Below are 16,096 nucleotides of genomic sequence, written 5' to 3'. Positions count from 1 at the left end.
GCACTTGGGCACGTAGTCGCTCGGCACGGGCACGTTCTGGTCGACCGACGCCGCCAGAGCGTCCGCGTCACAGACCCGGCAGAGCGGAACTTCCCGCCACCCGATGATCGACAGTTGCGTCCCGCGCGAGTGCCGGGTCATCGACTGCGGCCGGCGCACGATGTCCGTTCCCCCGCATCCCGCGCAGCGAGGGGCGCCGCGCATCCACTGTGCGCCGCAGGACAGGCATGTGACGCGAATGTCGTTCTCATGCGACTCGCCGCGCAGTGCCTCGGTCTCGCCGCACGACGGACACTCCGGGGCACCGGCCATGGGGCGTCGATCTCCCTCCTGCGACCGTGTCCCTCCTGGGTGCGGTCGCCCGCCCTACTCTAACGCGAGGGTAGAGTTGCCGGAGTCGAGCGGACAGCCGGAGAGGCTCCGGCCTGTGGGGACGGAACCGAGGGCAGCCCGGCCGCGCTTCCTCCGCGGTGTGAGCCGGACACGGCGCCCGCCCTTGGTCGCGACCGCCAGGGACGAAAGTCGTGCCGACGGGGCCGACCCGCACCGCTGTCTCCCGCCCCTGCTCAGGGCCTCCGCGGTCGCTGCGCAGACCGCCTCGCGGTGATGCGCCCACAGCGCCGCAGACAGGTGCGCGCCCAAGGGCGGGCGGGTGTGGGTCCGGGCGGGGCGCGGAACGACGCGCTTCACCATGACCGCGAAGCGACTTTCGTCTGAGGGCTCCTCCTGCGGAAGGACTGCTGACCGGACCTCAAGTCGGCCCCTGAGGCTGACGAGACCGGGCCATGATCCACGCCAGGCTGTGTGGCATCGGCCGCCGCCCCCACGAGGAGCACGCCGCCCCTGGTCAACATGGTCAGCCGGGCGGTGCGGACGGCCGCTTCCCGTCAATGCCGTCACCGGCCGCCCGAGAGGCTCACCCCCGCTGTCCCTCCTCGCGCCTGGTGTGAAAGATCGGATTGCCTGATGCCCATAGCCGCCAGGAAGACCGCACGGGCCGGCGCGCTGAGCGCGGCCGCCGTCGTGCTCAGCGCCACAGTCGTCGCGTGCGACGGCAACGATTCCCCCAAGCCTTCGTCCTCCTCGTCCTCTTCATCGCGTTCGTCCTCGTCCGCGTCGGGTTCCGGCCCGGCCACGAGTGCGCTCCCGGCGTCGCTGACCGGGCAGAAGCTCAGCTGGAAGGAGTGCCCGGAGCCGACTCCCGCGCAGGGCGGCGGCGAGGCTCCGGGGAGCGAGTGGGAGTGCGCCACGCTCACCGCGCCGCTGGACTACGCCAAGCCGGACGGCGAGACGATCGGCATCGCGCTGATCCGCGCCAAGGCCAAGGACCAGGACAAGCGAATAGGCTCGCTCGTCTTCAACTTCGGCGGTCCCGGCGCCTCCGGCGTCACCGGGCTCCCCAGCCTCGCCGAGGACTACGACACGCTGCGCTCACGCTACGACCTGGTCAGCTTTGACCCGCGCGGAGTCGGCGAGAGCGCGGGCGTGACGTGCCTGAGCGACAAGGAGCTGGACGCCTTTGCCGCGGTCGACGGCACGCCGGACGACGACTCCGAGCTGAAGGCCGTGACCGCCGCAGGCAGGAAGTACGCCGAGAGCTGCCAGCGGAACTCCGGCAAGGTGCTCCCGCATGTGGACACCGTGAGCGCCGCGCGCGACCTGGACCTCATGCGTGAGACCCTCGGCGACAAGAAGCTGAACTACTTCGGCATCTCGTACGGCACCAAGCTCGGCGGCGTCTACGCCCACCTCTTCCCTGAGAACGTGGGCCGCTCGGTGCTGGACGCCGTGGTCGACCCGACCGAGGACACGGTCTCCGGAGCGCTCGGCCAGGCGAAGGGCTTCCAGCTCGCGCTGAACAACTACATGCAGGACTGCGCCGCGACGATGGGCGCCGAGTGCCCGACCGGCGCGGGCGGGGACAAGGGCAACCAGAAGATCGCCGCGCTGCTGAAGAAACTCGACGAGCAGCCGCTGCCCACCGACGGGGACCGCAAGCTCACCCAGGACCAGGCGCTCACCGGCATAGCGGCCGCGCTCTACGACAAGGAGTACTGGGAGTACCTGACGACGGGGCTGGGCGAGGCGATGACGCTCGGCCAGGGCAACGTCCTGCTGGCGCTCGCCGACAGCTACATCGGCCGCGATGAGCAGGGCCGCTACAGCAACACCATTCCCGCGAACCGCGCCGTCAACTGTGCGGACGACAAGCGGCGCTTCACCGCGGACGACGTGAAGGCGAAGATGCCGGAGTTCCGCAAGGCCTCACCGGTCTTCGGCGAGTCCATGGCCTGGTCCCTGACCGGCTGCACCGACTGGCCGGTTCCCGGGAAGACCGACACGACCGAGGTCAACGCGGAGGGCTCGGCCCCGATCGTCGTCATCGGCACCACCGGCGACCCGGCCACCCCGTACGAGGGAGCCAGGAAGATGGCCAGGGAGCTGGGCGACGGAGTGGGCGTCGAACTCACCCTCGACGGCGAGGGCCACGGCGGCTACAACAGCGGCAACCCCTGCCTGAAGAAGGCCGTGGACGGCTACCTGCTGGACGGCAAGGTCCCGGCGGCGGGCACTGCCTGCTCATAGCGCCGGGGCGCGTACGAGCACTCGGACCATACGGGCCGCACTCCCGCCGACAGCGGCCGCGCATGACCTGAGCCCGCCCCACCGGAGCCATCCGGTGGGGCGGAGGCGTCGCGGGCCTCGGCCGTGTACTCCGGTCCAAGCCGAGGCGGCCGCAGAACAGAGAGATCCGCGCACCAGGCTTGACCTTCGAGTCGAGTCGAAGGTTTACCGTCGAGGTCATGAAGACCTACCGGATCTCGCAGCTGGCAGAACGCTCCGGCGTCCCGCCGACGACGCTCCGGTTCTACGAGACCGCCGGGCTGCTGCCCGCCGATCGGACCCCGTCCGGCTATCGCGTCTACGACGAGCAGTCCGTGGACAGGCTGGCCTTCATCTCCTCCGCCAAGCTCCTGGGGCTGCCGCTTGAGGAGATCCGCGAACTGCTTGAGGTGTGGGAACAGGGCGTGTGCGCGGCGGTGCGGGCTCGGATGCTGCCGCTGGTCGCCGACCGCATCGCCGACGCGGACCAGCGCCTGGCGGAGCTGTCGGCGTTCTCCGCCCGGCTGGCCGAGGTCTGCGAACAGCTGTCGGGCACCGCGCCGGAAGGGGGCTGCGGGCCGGACTGCGGCTGCGTGACCACCACAGCGCGCCAGGGCCCGGCGCCGGTGGAGCTGACGCCGAACCGGCCCGCGCGGCACCCGAGCGAGGACGAGCCGCGGCGCAACGCCGAGGACGAGCCGCGGCGCAAGGCCGAGGACGAGCCGTGGCGCAACGCGCCGGTGGCCTGCACGCTGAGCGGCGCCGAGCTGGGAGAGCGGGTCGGACAGTGGCAGCGCCTGGCGAGCAAGGCCACCGGCCGCGAGGAGATCCAGGACGGTGTGCGGCTGGCCTTCCCGGCCGCTCCGGAGCTGGCCGGCGAGGTCGTCTCACTGGCCGCCGCCGAGCAGGACTGCTGTGCGTTCTTCGACTTCACCCTGCACCTGGCCCCGACGGAGCTGGTGCTGACCGTGCGGGCCCCCGAGGCCGCCGGCTCCTTGCTGGCCGAGCTGTTCGGAGCGACCGCATGAGCACCTCCTCTCCCCGCCGCTCCCGGCCGTGGACGACGATCGGCGTCGGCGCCGCAGCGGTGGCCGTCTGCGCGGTGTGCTGCGCGGGCCCCCTGCTGGCGCTGCTCGGCGGGATCGGCGTCGCCGCCGCACTGGCCGCCGTGTGGATTCCCGCCCTGGCCGTTCTGGCCGTCGCCGCGCTGGCCGGCGTGGTGTGGGTGCTGCGCCGCCGCCGGGCGGCTGCGTGCATGACCGGGCCGGGCGTCGCCGACCTGGGCATGCCCGCTCCGGCGTCGGCCGAAGCCGAGACCGGTCCGGTGCGGACCTGACCCCACCGGAGCCGACACCCGCTCACCGTCAACCCGACACCGCCCACCGCCAACAGGACCCTCCCGGCTTGAGAGCCGGCGGCTGTCCGCTCTTCCCGGAGGCACCGCCCGTGCGCCCTGCCCGTCCCCTGCCTGCTCGTGCTGGCAGGCGGCTACGTCGCCTGGTACGGCGTCTGCGAACTCCGCCTGTACGCGGGCGGCAGCGCCGAGGACCCGGTCGTCACCGCGGCCTCCGGCATCCAGAACGCCCTGGCCGGATGGGTCGACCGCCTAGGCCCGGCTCCCTTCGCCCTCGCCCTCCTCGCGCTAGTCGCCCTCGCCTGCGTGGCCACACTCCTCACCCGCCGCCGCACCTGCTCCCGCACCGCGCCCGACCGGGGCGGCCCGGTCGACCCGGTCGATCCGCCCGACCCGGTAGGCCCGGGAGCGTCCACCGTCGTGGGCAGGCCCGCAAGCCCGGACGGCAGGACCTCGCGCTGAAGGCCCTGTGGCGGCCGAGAGCGGTCCGCTTGCGCGGCACGGAGTCGGGGTCGTACGGGTCGATCTCCACGATCCAGCCGTGCCGGTTGGGCTCGCTGGGCTCCTCGGCGATGTCGAACCGGTCGTCGAACCGCTCCCACTTGCGGCGGCTGGACCCGCTCGGCAGCCCATAGCGGGCCAGCCGCTGCCGGGCCACGGGGTCGGTGACGGCGGAGGCGTTGGCGAAGTACTGGTTGAAGTTCTCCTCGCCCGAAAGCACCGTGCCCCAGGGCGTGACGCCGCCGCCGCAGTTGTTGAGGGTGCCGAGCACCAGGGTGCCGGTCGGGTCGGCGCCGGTCCTGAGGAACTCGCTGCCCGCGGCAGGACCGGTGATCCGGAACGGCGTGGTCGCGGTGATGCGGCGGTTGTGGCTGTCGCCGGCGACCGGCCACAGCCGGCCGGAGCGCCGGTCGGCGCGCACCAGCAGCACGGTCATGCCGTGCGCAGCCCAGGCGGTCTCCACCTGCTCCCGGGTGGGGGCGGCGGGGTCGTAGCCGAAGAACATGATCTCTTCGTCGGTGTACTCGTGGTTGACCACGAGCAGCTGGTGGTCCCGGCCGCAGGGGGAGTCGAGCAGCGCCATGTAGTCGCAGTTGTAGCCGAACTGGCGGGACTGCGCCGCGGCGCTCTGTCTGAGGGGGTCGAACCGCGGGGCCCGGGAGAGTACCGGATCGCCCCAGCGGATGACGACCTGCTGGCTGAAACCCTCCGGCACGATGACGGCGTCTGCGGTGTTCGGGGCCACCGGCTCGAAGCCGAGCCCGCGCGGCGGGCGGCCGTGGCGGGCCGGAGCCGCCGGTCCCGCGGCCGCGGCTGTCGCCGGCGCGGCGCCCAGACCGGCGCCCGCGGCGACGGCGAGGACCGCGGCGCCCTTGAGCGTGCCCCGGCGGGACAGCGCCCGGTGGATCACATCGCCGAGACAGGGGTTCAGCGAGCGGTTCGGCGCTTCGTGGGAGCAGGCGTCGCCACACCGGTAACGGCAGGTCAGCGCCGACCGGGCGGTGTTGTGGCCGGGCTGGGGCAGCAGGGGGAGTTCGCCGGGGCGTTCGGGCACGGTTCCTCCACGCGATGAGGGTTGAGGGTGCGACCGCCGGGAAGATAGGCGATTGTCGATGCATGACGCTAGGCCGCCTGCGTCGGGAGCTAGGCGGAGGAAGGGTGAACTCCGTCCGAACTGTGGCGGCGGCCGGGGCGTCGGCCGGCCTGACCCCCTCCGTATGATCAATAGTCATCTATATAGATGAACGGCTATCGTTCATGCGGCAGGTGTCGCCCGTACACCCCTCGTTCATATAGTCGAGCTTCGATCCAAGTGTCCGAAACGGCGCGCTCAGCGCACCTGATCCAGACCGCCGGGCATCCGGCAGACACGAGGGTCGAGAGTCGTGAACATTTCCACTTCGTTGCGCAGAGCCAAGGCCCCCCTTGCTCTCACGGCTGCTGTGATGCTGGCCGCGACCGCGTGCGGCGGCGCCGACGCGGGCTCGGACGGCGGTTCGGGGGGCGGTTCGGGGGGCGGCTCGGCCGGCGACAAGCTGTCCGGCTCCATCAAGGTCGACGGCTCCAGCACGGTCGCCCCGCTCTCCACGGCCGCGGCGCAGCTCTTCCAGGCGCAGCACAGCGGGGTCAAGGTCACCGTCGGCACCTCCGGCACCGGCGGCGGCTTCGAGAAGTTCTGCAACGGCGAGACCGACATCTCCGACGCCTCCCGTCCGATCAAGGACGAGGAGGCGGCGAACTGTGAGAAGAACGGCGTCAAGTTCGAGCAGTTCTCCGTCGCCAACGACGGTCTGTCCGTCGTAGTGCCCAAGGAGAACGACTTCGCCGAGTGCCTCACCGTCGAGCAGCTCAACAAGATCTGGGCGCCGGGCTCGAAGGTGAACAACTGGAAGCAGGTCGACCCCAAGTTCCCCGACCTGAAGCTGGAGCTGTTCGGCCCCGGCACCGACTCGGGCACCTTCGACTACTTCACCGAGGTGGTCAACGGCGACGGCGGCGCCTCCCGCACCGACTACTCGCCGAGCGAGGACGACAACGTCATCATCCAGGGCGTCTCCGGCTCCAAGGGCGGCATGGGCTACTTCGGCCTCTCCTACTACGAGGAGAACAAGGACAAGCTCAAGGCGCTGAAGATCGACGGTGGCGGCGGCTGCGTCGAGCCCAGCGTCGAGACCGTCCAGAACGGCACCTACACCCCGCTCGGCCGCCCGCTGTTCATCTACCCGACCACCGCGACGCTGGAGCGCAAGGAGGGCGAGGCGTTCGTCGAGTACTACGTCGAGAACCACGCCGAGATCGCCACGAAGGCCCAGTTCGTGCCGCTCAACAGCGAGCAGGAGGCGGAGCTCAAGAAGGACCTTGAGGCGCTGAAGGCCCAGAAGTAATGAGTTCACCGGTCATCCGGCGGCAGGCCGCTTCAGGGGGCTCCGGCTCCCTGAAGCGGTCTCGGCCGCGTTACGGCGAGCAGGCCATCCAGGTGCTCCTGGTGGCCGCCGCCCTGGTTTCGGTGGCGACGACCGTCGGCATCGTCGTCGCCCTTGTGCCGCCCGTCGTCAGGTTCTTCGGCCACATCGGGATCGGCGAGTTCCTCACCGGCACCAACTGGGCCCCGCTGTTCAAGCCGGCGTCCTTCGGCGTCCTCCCGCTGATCGGCGGCACCCTGATGGTCACCGCCATCGCGCTGCTGGTGGCCGTGCCGCTCGGCCTGGGTGCGGCGGTGTACCTCAGCGAGTACGCCAACTCCCGCGTCCGGAAGGTCTTCAAGCCGGTGCTGGAGGTCCTCGCGGGCATTCCCACCGTCGTCTACGGCTTCTTCGCGCTGAAGGCGATCACCCCGCTGCTCCAGGACATCTGGCCGGGCGGCGAGGGTCCGCAGATCTTCAACGCGCTGTCGGCGGGCTTTGTCATGGGCATCATGATCATCCCGACGATCGCCTCCCTGGCGGAGGACTCGATGAGCGCCGTGCCGCGGGCGCTGCGCGACGGCGCGTTCGCCCTGGGCTCCTCCCGGATGCAGGTCTCCACCCGTGTCGTGTTCCCCGCCGCGCTGTCCGGCACCGTCGCCGCGATCGTGCTGGGCATCTCCCGGGCGATCGGCGAGACGATGATCGTGGTGATCGCCGCGGGCGGCCGGCCCAACCTCTCCTTCAACCCGCTCGAAGGCATGCAGACGATGACGGCGTTCATCGCCAGCACCGGCATCGGCGATGTGCCGGTCGGCAGCGTCGGCTACCAGACGATCTTCGCGGTGGGCATGCTCCTGTTCCTGATGACCCTGGTGATGAACCTGGTCAGCATCCGTCTGGTGCGCAAGTACCGCGAGGTGTACGAATGAGTACCGACGTCATCGACCGCGACCGCACCGTGGACGCCCCGCGGGCGCCGCGGCTCCAGGGCAGCGGCACACCCTGGCGGGAACGCTTCTTCCACCTCAGTCTCTGGGCCTCGCTCGCCGTCGCCGTCGTCTTTCTCGCCTCCCTGCTCGCCTATGTCGTCGTGCAGGGCTGGCCGCGGCTGGACTCCCGGCTGTGGACGAACTTCCCGGACATCATCGACCCGACGCAGGGCGGCGCCCAGTCGGCGATCATGGGAACGATCTGGGTCATCTCCTTCACTGCTCTGTACTGCCTGCCCACCGGCGTCCTCACCGCCATCTATCTGGAGGAGTACGCCGATCCGGATCGGTGGTGGAATCGCGCGATCGAGATCAACATCCAGAATCTGGCGGCGGTCCCGTCGATCGTCTACGGCATCCTCGGCCTCGGCGTCATCGCCCGCGGACTGGGCTTCGGCCTGACGGTGCTGACCGCCTCGCTCACCCTGTCGCTGCTGGTCCTGCCCATCGTGATCATCTCGGCGCGTGAGGCCATCCGCGCGGTGCCGCAGTCCATCCGGCAGGCCTCGCTGGCGCTCGGGGCGACGCGCTGGCAGACGATCTGGCGTCAGGTGCTGCCCGCGTCGGTGCCGGGCATGGCGACCGGCTCCATCCTGGCGCTGTCCCGCGCCATCGGAGAGGCCGCGCCGCTGCTGCTGCTCGGCGGGCTGACCTTCATCACCTTCAACCCCTCCGGCGTGCAGAGCCAGTTCACCGTGCTGCCGATCCAGATCTACAACTGGATCAGCCAGTCGCGTGCCGAGTTCGCGACGCTCGCCTCGGCCGCGATCGTCATCCTCCTGCTGATCCTGCTCGCCATGAACTCGCTGGCGATCTGGCTCCGCAACCGCTACTCGCGCCGGTGGTGACCGTCATGACGCAGGCCGACCGACCCGACAACCCCGTTACCTCCCCGCAGGAGACCCCGATGAGCTCCCCCACAGCCTCCGCAGGCGGCAGGACCCCCAAGGTCGCCTTCCGTGAAGCACCCTCGCTGGTCAGCCCGGTCTTCGAAGTGGGCAGCCTCTCGGTCTTCTACGGTGACGTCGAGGCCGTGCGCGACGTCAACATGAACATCGGGCACCAGCAGATCACCGCGATGATCGGGCCGTCCGGCTGCGGCAAGTCGACCGTGCTGCGCTGCTTCAACCGGATGAACGACCTGGTCCCCACCGCCCGGGTGGCGGGGAAGGTCCGCTACCACGACGAGGACCTGTACGGCCGTGACGTCGACCCCATCGAGGTCCGCCGCCGCATCGGCATGGTCTTCCAGAAGCCCAACCCGTTCCCCAAGTCCATCTACGACAACATCGCCTACGGGCCCAGGGTCGGCGGTTTCAAGGGCAACCTCGACGACCTGGTCGAGGAGACCCTCACCCACGCCGCGCTGTGGGACGAGGTCAAGGACAAGCTCAAGACGTCCGCGCTCGCCCTGTCCGGCGGTCAGCAGCAGCGGCTGTGCATCGCCCGCACCATCGCGGTCAAGCCGGAAGTCATCCTGATGGACGAGCCCTGCTCGGCCCTCGACCCGATCGCGACGGCGAAGATCGAGGACCTGATGGAGCAACTGGCCCGGGAGTTCACCATCATCGTCGTGACGCACAACATGCAGCAGGCCGCGCGTGTCTCGCACCGCACCGCCTTCTTCACCGCGGACGTCGACGACCAGGGCGTGCGCCATGGCCGGCTGGTCGAGTACGACGAGACGGCCCGGATCTTCTCCAACCCCTCCGACCAGCGCACCGAGGACTACATCTCGGGCCGCTTCGGCTGATCTGTCCGCCCTTCCCCAACCGACCGCGGACCGCATGGACCGCTGCCTTTGCGCGCTGCCACACGTGAAGGAGTACGGGTGACTCCCGACGCACCACGCACACCGAAGCCCCCCGCCCAGCGGGGCCCCCATGGCCCGGAAGCGAACGAGCCGCCGGGACTGCTGCTCGCCGACCCCGACGCGGCGATCGCGGCCGAGGCCGAGGCCCGCTTCACCGCAGCAGGCGTGTCGGTCATCACCTGCCACGACGGCGCGGAAACGCTCCTGCAGGTCGGCGCCCGTCACCCTCGGGCGGTGCTGCTCGGCGCCCCGCTCCCGGTGGTGGGCGCTGCCGACGTCACCTCACTGATCGCGCGGCTCCACCCCGTCCCGGTCCTCGTGGGCGCCGGACCCGACGGGGCAGCGGAGGCCACGGCCGCGCTCGCGGCAGGCGCCGTCGCCTTCGTCGCCCGCCCCTACCGCACCGAGGAGATCCTGCCCCTGCTCACCTCGGGCCGGCCGGCCGGGGACGGCTCGGCCGGGACCCTCGTCGTCGGCGACATCGAGCTTGATCCGGCGGGGTTCCACGTCTATGTACAGGGCCGCTCGCTGCAGTTGCCGGTCCGTGAATTCATGCTGCTGCGCTATCTGATGCAGCACCCCAACCGGGTCATCAGCCGTCAGGAGCTCACCCGGGAGCTGTGGGGAACCGACAACCTGGACAGCAACACCCTCACCGTGCACATCAGGCGGGTGCGCAACCGGCTGCGTGAGGAGTCCGGCAGCTGCTGCACCATCGACGCGATCCGGGGAATGGGGTATCGCCTGGAGTGCAGCCCCCGGTGCGGCCGGGAGCCCGCAGAACAGCGGTCCGCGCCCAGCGCATAAGGTCCGCGTGTGCCGAGGCGCACCCCGCGCCCGGCCGGGGACGCCGTCCGAGGCCCGGACACTGATTGCGTGGTGTGCGGCCGAGGCGACGGCCGAGGAGGACTGACGAACCGGCCGGAGAGGCTCGGCGTTCCGCGGCCGGCGGTCAGGACGGCGCGCCGGCCGGCAGCAGCTCCTGCGCGAGCCGTTCGACCCGCCCCTCCAGCGCGTCGCGCACCGCCCGCGCACTCTCCATGTCCAGCCCGCTCAGATCGGGCAGGTCCCAGTCCAGATACCGGCGGCCGGGCAGCACCGGGCAGGCGTCGCCGCAGCCCAGCGTCACCACGACGTCGGCGGCTGTGACGACCTCCGAGGTCAGCGGTTTGGGGAACTCCTCGCCGCAGTCCAGGCCCTGCTCGGCGAGCAGGCGTCGCACCACGGGGGCGACGTCCGCGGCGGGGGCGGAGCCGGCCGTCATGACGATGACCGCGTCCTGGGCGCGGCGGCGCATCAGCGCCGCGGCGAGCTGGGACCTGCCCGCGTTCTCCGTGCAGACGAAGAGGACCTCGGGCACAGGCTTGGGGGAGAGGCCGAGTCCCCTGGCGAGCGCTCCAAGGCGCTGGTCGGCGAACCGCTCGACCAGGACGGGCAGATGGCGGCCCACGCGCGCGCCGTCGGCGAGGAGCACGGCGCACTCGTCCACGTACCGGGCGACGGTCTGGCGGGAGAACGACCGGCTGTGGCGGCCGGCCAGCCGGCGGGTGATGCGGTCGAGCACGCCGCCGCTGTCCCCGAGGGGCGGAGTGGACCGTCCGAGGCGATCCGGACGGTCCGGCGGCGGCTGACCCACGTCCGGCGGCGGCTGACTCACGTCCTGCCTCCCTGCCCTCGGGCCGGTCCAGCTGACCGGACTGCCCTGCCATGATAGATGATCATCTATCTTTTCGGGGGATACGGGACGGAAAGTGAACGCTCGGTGAACACCTGTCGGGGGCGGCTTCCGTCACCCGGTCGGCCCATGTCCCGACCGTATGGTGAATAGATGGCTATCACTGCGTTGGACGCGCCGGAGGCGGCGGTGGACGATCAGGGTGCGCAGACCTGCACCCACGAGCTTGCCTGCCTCCTGATCGACCGGGAGGAGGCGGAACGTTTGGCCTGGATGGTGAAGGCGATCGCCGACCCCACGCGTCTGCAGATCCTCCGGCTGATCGAGCGCTCGCCGTCAGGGGAGGCATGCGTCTGCGACCTGACCGACTGCCTCGGGCTGCGCCAGCCGACGGTCAGCCACCATCTGAAGATCATGACCGATGCCGGGCTGCTCACGCGTGAGCGGCGCGGCACCTGGTCGTGGTTCTCCGTCGACCACGAAGGGCTGCGCCGCATCCGCGACATCCTCGACCCGTCCACCGCCTGATCCCGCCCGCCCTGCGGGAAGGCCGGCCGGCGCCGGTCAGCGCCACGCCCGCGACGACCGCGATCCGGGCGGCCAGCGCTGCACTGCCCTGGCCGCCAGCAGCTCGCAGGCGATGACGAGAAAGCAGTTGAGTGCGATCAGGGCGGCGTACACCGCCGTGCTCGCCCCCAGGCCGCGGACCGTCAGCGGCGGAACCGGGCGGCAGCCGGGGTGCGCCCGATCCGGTGGAGACGCCCGACACGCACTTCAGGCGCAGCGGGCGTCCCCGGCGGGGCAGGGGCGGGTCAGGCCACGGCCGCAGACGCTTCCGGCTCCGCGAGCCGGTCGTGCGCCAGCGAAGCGAGGTGCCGCTCGGCGTCCAGCGCCGCCGCGCAGCCGGTGCCGGCGGCGGTGATGGCCTGACGGTATGTGCGATCGACGACATCCCCGGCGGCGAAGACGCCCGGGAGGTTCGTACGGGTGGAGGGCGCGGCGACCGTCAGATAGCCCTCGTCGTCCAGGTCGAGCTGGCCCTTGAACAGCTCGCTGCGCGGGTCATGGCCGATGGCCACGAACAGCCCGGTGGCCGCAAGCTCCCGCGTCTCGCCGGTGACGGTGTCGCGCAGGGTCAGGCCGGTGAGCTTCTGGTCGCCGTGCACCCCGGCGACCTCGCTGTTCCAGGCGAAGGAGATCTTCGGGTCGGCGAAGGCCCGTTCCTGCATGGCCTTCGAGGCGCGCAGGGTGTCCCTGCGGTGCACGACGGTGACCGATCGGGCGAAGCGGGAGAGGAAGGTGGCTTCCTCCATGGCGGTGTCGCCGCCGCCGACCACGACGATGTCGTGCTCGCGGAAGAAGAACCCGTCGCAGGTGGCGCAGTACGACACGCCCCGTCCGGAGAGAGCGTCCTCACCGGGCAGGCCCAGCGTGCGGTGCTGAGAGCCGGTGGCGACGATGACGGCCCTGGCCCGGTGAACCGTTCCGGCGGAGTCGGTGACTTCCTTGATCGCGCCGGTGAGGTCGACGGCCAGCACGTCGTCGGGGATCAGCTCGGCGCCGAACCGCTCGGCCTGGGCGCGCATGGCGTCCATCAGGTCCGGGCCCATGACGCCGTCCCGGAAGCCGGGGAAGTTCTCGACCTCGGTCGTCTGCATGAGCGCGCCCCCCGCGGTGACGGACCCCTCGAAGACCAGGGGCGCCAGCTGGGCGCGGGCGGCATAGAGGGCGGCGGTGTACCCGGCGGGGCCCGAGCCGATGACGATGACCTCGCGTACGGCGCTCACGCCCCGGCCTCCGGCCCTTCCGGAGCGATGTCGGCGATCAGCCCCTCGACGAGCTTCTTGATCTCGTCGCGGATGGGCCGGACGGCCTCGACGCCCTGCCCGGCCGGGTCGTCGAGCTTCCAGTCGAGGTAGCGCTTGCCGGGGAAGACGGGGCAGGTGTCGCCGCACCCCATGGTGATGCAGACGTCGGACGCCTGGACGGCCTCCACGGTCAGGATCTTCGGCACCTCCGCGGACATGTCGACGCCGACCTCGCGCATGGCCTCGACCGCGGCCGGGTTGACCTGGTCGGCGGGGGCGGAGCCGGCGGAGCGGACCTCGACGCGGTCCCCGGCGAGGTGGGTGAGCCAGGCCGCGGCCATCTGGGAGCGGCCGGCGTTGTGGACACAGACGAAGAGCACGGAGGGCTTGTCGGACATCGGGTCTCTCTTGCCATACGGGGGTCAGGCACACATGACTTCAGCGCCCGGTGGTGTCACTCACCACTGATGTGAGAGTATCAGTCCATGATGACGTCAGTCGACACTGAGCTGATCCGAGTCCTGGCCGACCCGCTCAGGCTCCGGATCGTGACCCTGCTCGCCCGCGAGACCCTGTGCACCAGCCATCTTGTGGAGGAGACGGGAGCCCGCCAGACCAACCTGTCGAACCACCTGAGAGTGCTGCGCGAGGCGGGCGTGGTGGAGACCGAGCCGTGCGGCCGCTTCACGTACTACAAGCTGCGCCCTGACGTCATCGCCTCGCTCGCCGGCCAGTTCGCCGAACTGGCCGAGACCGCCCGCGCCACCGCCGCCGCCGACACCAAAAGGGCCTGTCCGTGACCCGTACCAATACCCCCGAAGTCCCCGCTGCGGCCGCCGAATCGTCGGTGGTCGCAAAGCTGTCGACCCTCGACCGCTATCTCGCGGTCTGGATCCTGCTGGCCATGGGCGTCGGCCTGGGCCTGGGACGGCTCGTCCCGGGGCTGAACGACGCCCTGGCGGCCGTGGAGATCGGCGGCATCTCACTGCCGATCGCGCTCGGCCTGCTGATCATGATGTACCCGGTCCTCGCCAAGGTCCGCTACGACAGGCTCGACGCCGTCACCGGCGACCGGAAGCTGATGCTCTCCTCGCTCGTCATCAACTGGGTCCTCGGTCCGGCGGTGATGTTCGCCCTGGCGTGGATCTTCCTGCCGGACCTGCCCGAATACCGCACCGGCCTGATCATCGTCGGCCTCGCCCGCTGCATCGCCATGGTGATCATCTGGAACGACCTCGCGTGCGGCGACCGGGAGGCCGCCGCCGTCCTGGTCGCCCTGAACTCCGTCTTCCAGGTGCTGGCCTTCGGCCTGCTGGGCTGGTTCTACCTGGATCTGCTGCCCGGCTGGCTCGGCCTCGGTGCCGGGGACCAGCTCGACATCTCCATGTGGAAGATCGCCCTGAACGTCGTCATCTTCCTCGGCGTCCCGCTCGCGGCGGGCTTCCTCACCCGCCGCGCCGGTGAGCGGAGGCTGGGCCGCGAGACGTACGAGTCCCGCTTCCTGCCGAAGATCGGCCCCTGGGCGCTGTACGGACTGCTGTTCACCATCGTGCTGCTGTTCGCCCTCCAGGGGAAGACGATCACCTCACAGCCGCTGGACGTGGCCCGCATCGCGATCCCGCTGCTGGTGTACTTCGCGGTGATGTGGTTCGGCGCCTTCGCACTGGGCAAGGCGATCGGGCTGAACTACGGCCGTACGGCCACGCTCGCCTTCACCGCCGCGGGCAACAACTTCGAACTGGCCATCGCCGTCGCCATCGCCACCTTCGGCGTGACGTCGGGTCAGGCCCTGTCGGGCGTGGTCGGCCCGCTGATCGAGGTGCCTGTCCTGGTGGCCCTGGTGTACGTGTCCCTGGCCTGGCGGCGGAAGTTCGTCACCTCGTGACGGCTGACGTCGACGTCGTGGTGATCGGCGGCGGCCAGTCCGGGCTCGCCGCCGGCTACCACCTGCGCCGCCTGGGCGTGGAGTTCGTCGTCCTCGACGCCCAGGCGGCGCCCGGCGGGGCGTGGCGGCACGCATGGGACTCCCTGCGGCTGTTCTCCCCGGCCGCGTACTCCTCGCTGCCCGGACGGATGATGCCGCCGCAGGAGGGCAGGACATACCCGGACGCGGCGCACGTCGTGTCGTACCTGGCCGACTACGCCCAGCGGTACGAACTGCCCGTCCGCCACGGGGCAGAGGCGCGGGCCGTCCACCGCGACGGGCCGCGCCTGCGCGTCGAGTCGGACGCGGGGGCGTGGCGGGCCCGCGCGGTCGTCAGCGCGACCGGCACCTGGTCGCGCCCCTTCCTGCCCGCCGTGCCGGGGCGGGAGCTGTTCCGGGGACGCCGGCTGCACACCGTGGACTACCGCACCCCGCGCGAGTTCGCCGGACAGCGGGTCATCGTCGTCGGCGGCGGCAACTCCGGCGCGCAGATCGCCGCCGACCTCGCATACGACGCCGAACTGACCTGGGTCACCCTCCGCGAGCCGCGCTTCCTGCCCGACGACGTCGACGGCCGCCTGCTGTTCGACGTCGCCACCGCCCGCCGCCGCGCTCTCGACGCGGGGCGCACCGACACCGGCGGGGTCGCCTCCCTCGGCGACATCGTGGCCGTGCCTCCCGTACGCCAGGCGCGGGACGCCGGACTGCTGAAGGCGCAGCCGATGTTCGACCGGCTCACGCCGACCGGTGCGGCGTGGGCGGACGGCACGACGGCGGACGCCGACGCGATCATCTGGTGCACCGGATTCCGCCCCGCCCTGTCCCACCTCGCCCCCCTGGGACTGCGCGACGCCCGCGGCCGCATCCCCACCGCCGGCACCCGCGCGCTCGCCGAGCCGCGCCTGCACCTGCTCGGCTATGGAGACTGGACCGGCCCCGCCTCCGCGACGCTCATCGGCGTCGGCCGCCCGGCCCGGGACGCCGCCCGTGAGATCGCCGCGCTGCTCAGGACGGCGGACTGAC

At 71.2% G+C, this 16,096-nt stretch carries 15 protein-coding genes and 1 pseudogene; 12 read left to right on the top strand and 4 right to left on the bottom strand.

All coding sequences use genetic code 11. The features are described from left to right. Positions 1-966 precede the first annotated feature (966 nt). The 3 genes from OF819_RS02520 to OF819_RS02510 all read left to right on the top strand — a co-directional run bounded on the left by OF819_RS02520 (position 967) and on the right by OF819_RS02510 (position 3,940). Positions 967-2,586 carry an alpha/beta hydrolase gene (locus tag OF819_RS02520; RefSeq protein ID WP_267241617.1) on the top strand — a complete coding sequence of 540 codons (1,620 nt, stop codon included), beginning with the start codon at positions 967-969 and terminating at the stop codon, positions 2,584-2,586. Positions 2,587-2,804: 218 nt separating this feature from the next. Beyond that, on the top strand, positions 2,805-3,632 hold the full coding sequence (locus OF819_RS02515; RefSeq protein ID WP_267241616.1) for a MerR family transcriptional regulator: 828 nt from the start codon (positions 2,805-2,807) through the stop codon (positions 3,630-3,632). Continuing rightward, the gene (locus tag OF819_RS02510) at positions 3,629-3,940 is read left to right on the top strand and encodes a hypothetical protein (protein WP_267241615.1); all 312 of its coding nucleotides are present in this window, start codon (positions 3,629-3,631) and stop codon (positions 3,938-3,940) included. Before OF819_RS02515 ends, OF819_RS02510 begins: the two co-directional genes overlap by 4 nt. Before the next feature lie 454 nt (positions 3,941-4,394). Here the strand turns inward: OF819_RS02510 and OF819_RS02505 are convergent. Next, positions 4,395-5,513 (bottom strand): annotated as a pseudogene (locus tag OF819_RS02505) (PhoX family protein); the annotation flags it as partial. Between the two features lie 331 nt (positions 5,514-5,844). On the opposite strand from OF819_RS02505, the gene OF819_RS02500 reads away from it, so the two are divergent. The 5 genes from OF819_RS02500 (at position 5,845) to OF819_RS02480 (ending at position 10,473) form a co-directional block, all read left to right on the top strand. Beyond that, positions 5,845-6,843 (top strand): PstS family phosphate ABC transporter substrate-binding protein, encoded by a 999-nt coding sequence (locus OF819_RS02500; RefSeq protein ID WP_267241614.1) that lies wholly within the window; start codon positions 5,845-5,847, stop codon positions 6,841-6,843. Further along, positions 6,843-7,793 (top strand): phosphate ABC transporter permease subunit PstC, encoded by a 951-nt coding sequence (gene pstC / locus OF819_RS02495; protein ID WP_267241613.1) that lies wholly within the window; start codon positions 6,843-6,845, stop codon positions 7,791-7,793. Before OF819_RS02500 ends, pstC begins: the two co-directional genes overlap by 1 nt. After that, complete coding sequence (gene pstA / locus OF819_RS02490; RefSeq protein WP_267241612.1) at positions 7,790-8,701, top strand: phosphate ABC transporter permease PstA; 912 nt, start codon at positions 7,790-7,792, stop codon at positions 8,699-8,701. Before pstC ends, pstA begins: the two co-directional genes overlap by 4 nt. 59 nt (positions 8,702-8,760) lie before the next feature. After that, the gene (gene pstB / locus OF819_RS02485) at positions 8,761-9,606 is read left to right on the top strand and encodes a phosphate ABC transporter ATP-binding protein PstB (protein ID WP_267241611.1); all 846 of its coding nucleotides are present in this window, start codon (positions 8,761-8,763) and stop codon (positions 9,604-9,606) included. 78 nt (positions 9,607-9,684) lie between these two features. Beyond that, entirely contained in the window at positions 9,685-10,473 is a 789-nt protein-coding gene (locus OF819_RS02480) for a winged helix-turn-helix transcriptional regulator (RefSeq protein WP_267241610.1), read from the top strand. A gap of 145 nt (positions 10,474-10,618) precedes the next feature. Here the strand turns inward: OF819_RS02480 and OF819_RS02475 are convergent, their stop codons facing one another. Next, positions 10,619-11,323 (bottom strand): low molecular weight phosphatase family protein, encoded by a 705-nt coding sequence (locus OF819_RS02475; protein WP_267241609.1) that lies wholly within the window; start codon positions 11,321-11,323, stop codon positions 10,619-10,621. 171 nt (positions 11,324-11,494) lie between these two features. Here OF819_RS02475 and OF819_RS02470 point away from each other — a divergent pair, with 171 nt between their 5' ends. Further along, complete coding sequence (locus OF819_RS02470; protein WP_267241608.1) at positions 11,495-11,869, top strand: ArsR/SmtB family transcription factor; 375 nt, start codon at positions 11,495-11,497, stop codon at positions 11,867-11,869. A 284-nt stretch (positions 11,870-12,153) separates the two neighbouring features. Here the strand turns inward: OF819_RS02470 and trxB are convergent, their stop codons facing one another. Together trxB and OF819_RS02460 are read right to left on the bottom strand one after the other, a co-directional pair. Then, positions 12,154-13,128 carry a thioredoxin-disulfide reductase gene (gene trxB, locus OF819_RS02465; RefSeq protein WP_267241607.1) on the bottom strand — a complete coding sequence of 325 codons (975 nt, stop codon included), beginning with the start codon at positions 13,126-13,128 and terminating at the stop codon, positions 12,154-12,156. Next, on the bottom strand, positions 13,125-13,547 hold the full coding sequence (locus tag OF819_RS02460; protein WP_267241606.1) for an arsenate reductase ArsC: 423 nt from the start codon (positions 13,545-13,547) through the stop codon (positions 13,125-13,127). Before OF819_RS02460 ends, trxB begins: the two co-directional genes overlap by 4 nt. 87 nt (positions 13,548-13,634) lie before the next feature. On the opposite strand from OF819_RS02460, the gene OF819_RS02455 reads away from it, so the two are divergent. The 3 genes from OF819_RS02455 to OF819_RS02445 are packed head-to-tail and all read left to right on the top strand — an operon-like array spanning position 13,635 to position 16,095. Continuing rightward, the gene (locus tag OF819_RS02455; RefSeq protein WP_267241605.1) at positions 13,635-13,949 is read left to right on the top strand and encodes an ArsR/SmtB family transcription factor; all 315 of its coding nucleotides are present in this window, start codon (positions 13,635-13,637) and stop codon (positions 13,947-13,949) included. After that, on the top strand, positions 13,946-15,034 hold the full coding sequence (gene arsB / locus OF819_RS02450) for an ACR3 family arsenite efflux transporter (RefSeq protein WP_267241604.1): 1,089 nt from the start codon (positions 13,946-13,948) through the stop codon (positions 15,032-15,034). Before OF819_RS02455 ends, arsB begins: the two co-directional genes overlap by 4 nt. Then, on the top strand, positions 15,031-16,095 hold the full coding sequence (locus OF819_RS02445; RefSeq protein ID WP_267241603.1) for an ArsO family NAD(P)H-dependent flavin-containing monooxygenase: 1,065 nt from the start codon (positions 15,031-15,033) through the stop codon (positions 16,093-16,095). Before arsB ends, OF819_RS02445 begins: the two co-directional genes overlap by 4 nt. Position 16,096 lies beyond the last annotated feature (1 nt).

Origin of the sequence: Streptomyces sp. PR69, from assembly GCF_026420845.1 — a bacterium.
In the GTDB taxonomy this organism is placed as follows: Bacteria; Actinomycetota; Actinomycetes; order Streptomycetales; family Streptomycetaceae; genus Streptomyces.
Note: the sequence above shows the minus strand (reverse complement) of the source record. Positions and strands in the feature narration are given on the sequence as shown.